The sequence below is a fragment of the Streptomyces flavofungini genome (genome assembly GCF_041028215.1).
In the GTDB taxonomy this organism is placed as follows: domain Bacteria; phylum Actinomycetota; class Actinomycetes; order Streptomycetales; family Streptomycetaceae; genus Streptomyces; species Streptomyces flavofungini_B.
On record NZ_JASKYR010001249.1, the window covers coordinates 1 to 1,516 of the forward strand.

2 protein-coding genes are annotated in these 1,516 nt (G+C 69.7%); one reads left to right on the forward strand and one right to left on the reverse strand.

Translation table 11 applies throughout. From position 1 onward, the window contains the following. Nucleotides 1-115 precede the first annotated feature (115 nt). Entirely contained in the window at nucleotides 116-445 is a 330-nt protein-coding gene (locus AB8Z36_RS40150; protein WP_369218294.1) for a hypothetical protein, read from the reverse strand. A 246-nt stretch (nucleotides 446-691) separates the two neighbouring features. Between AB8Z36_RS40150 and AB8Z36_RS40155 the strand changes: the two genes are divergently transcribed. Further along, nucleotides 692-1,369 (forward strand): bifunctional DNA primase/polymerase, encoded by a 678-nt coding sequence (locus AB8Z36_RS40155; protein ID WP_369218295.1) that lies wholly within the window; start codon nucleotides 692-694, stop codon nucleotides 1,367-1,369. The last annotated feature ends 147 nt before the right edge of the window (nucleotides 1,370-1,516 follow it).

The following is a 1,516-nucleotide window of genomic DNA, read 5'->3' on the forward strand; positions in this document are numbered from 1 at the left end:
GCGGGGAGCCCGCTGGTGCGGACGCGGTCTGCGCGGTCGGCGCGACAGTGTGGGCGGGTGGCGGAACTGTTGAATCGATTCCAGCCACTTTCGGAAGATGCGGGGTGGTCATGGCTCACGGCTTTCCGGCCGGTGCGTATTGCTCAATAGCATCGCAAACCCCCATGTCGTTATGCGCCGCCAGCAATGTCTCCAGATGTACACGCACTGATGAGGGGATGTCCAGCATTGTCCTGCTGGGTTTCCTGGTGTCCACGGGGACTTCGAGGGCAACAATCGATCTTGAAAACTTGGCCGAAAACAGTTCTGGGTAGGGCATATTACGATCGACTGAGGACGTTCGGTAGAGCGTTGCATCGATCGGGCTGGGTACGTACTCAGTGATGGCAAGGGGCAGTTGGGGACCTTCCGGAACCTCGCGGAGGACCCGGACGTCATAACTCACGACGACCGTGCCCCATCCTCCCGTGGGGGAGGCGGCCGGCAATATCGCGTGACGGCAAAACGCCAGGCGCCGCCACCCCACGCCACGTCAACGCTCGGTTCAGAGTGGTTCCCCATGCCGCAGGCTGGGGTCAGATGTGCCAGCTCGTGCGTTCAGCGAAGTGATCGAAGTGATCCATCCATGGTGCGATGTGGCCCGCAGTCCTTCCGGCTCACACCGGCGTGCAACGGAAAGGAACGAGCGCTCATGCGCGAGATCCTCGGTAGGCGACGCAGGCTCCTGTCCTGGCGAATCGGAAGAAGGTCCGGCCGCAGTGCCGGACAGCTCGGCGCGGCCCTGACCTTCGCGACCGTCTGGCGGTGGCCCGTCCTGCCCGGAGTCGGCCTGGACCGGCGCGGCGGTGCCCGCTGCGCCTATCCCGACCCGGAATGCGTGGTGCCGGGCGCGCACCCCCTCGACCCCGGCCTCCTCGCCGCGAGCACCGACGAGCGCATGGTGCGCTGGTGGTGGACGAACCGCCCCGCCGCGCCCGTCGTGCTCGCCACCGGCGGCCGCGCCCCGTGCGCCGTCAGCCTCCCCGCGGACGCGGGCGCGCGCGCCCTCGCCGCGCTCGACGAGGCGGGCATCAGGCTCGGCCCGGTGGTCGCCACCGAGAGCCGCGTCTTCCTCCTGGTCGCTCCCTACTCCCTGGAGCAGCTCGGCGAGCTGCTCCACGCCCAGGACCACGTGCCCGGCTCCCTCCGCTTCCACGGCGAGGGCGGCTATCTCGCCCTCCCGCCCTCCGGGACCGGGCAGGGGACGGTCCACTGGGAGCGGGCCCCGCTGCCCGGCTCGGCCGCGCCCTGGGTGCCCGACGTCGAGGCCGTGGTGGACGCCGTGGTCGACGCCCTCACTCGTACGGGTGTGAGCGCCCCCGAGATGTAGGGGAAATGGGCGTGCGGCGGTCGGGTCGCGCGTCAACTGTCGTTATCTTCGGGCCATGCAACCCCGCCTGATCGTGCTTCTGGGCGCTGTGGCCGCCGCGGCCCTCCTGCCCCTCGCCGGCGCCGCGGCGGGCCCGGTCGGCGACCG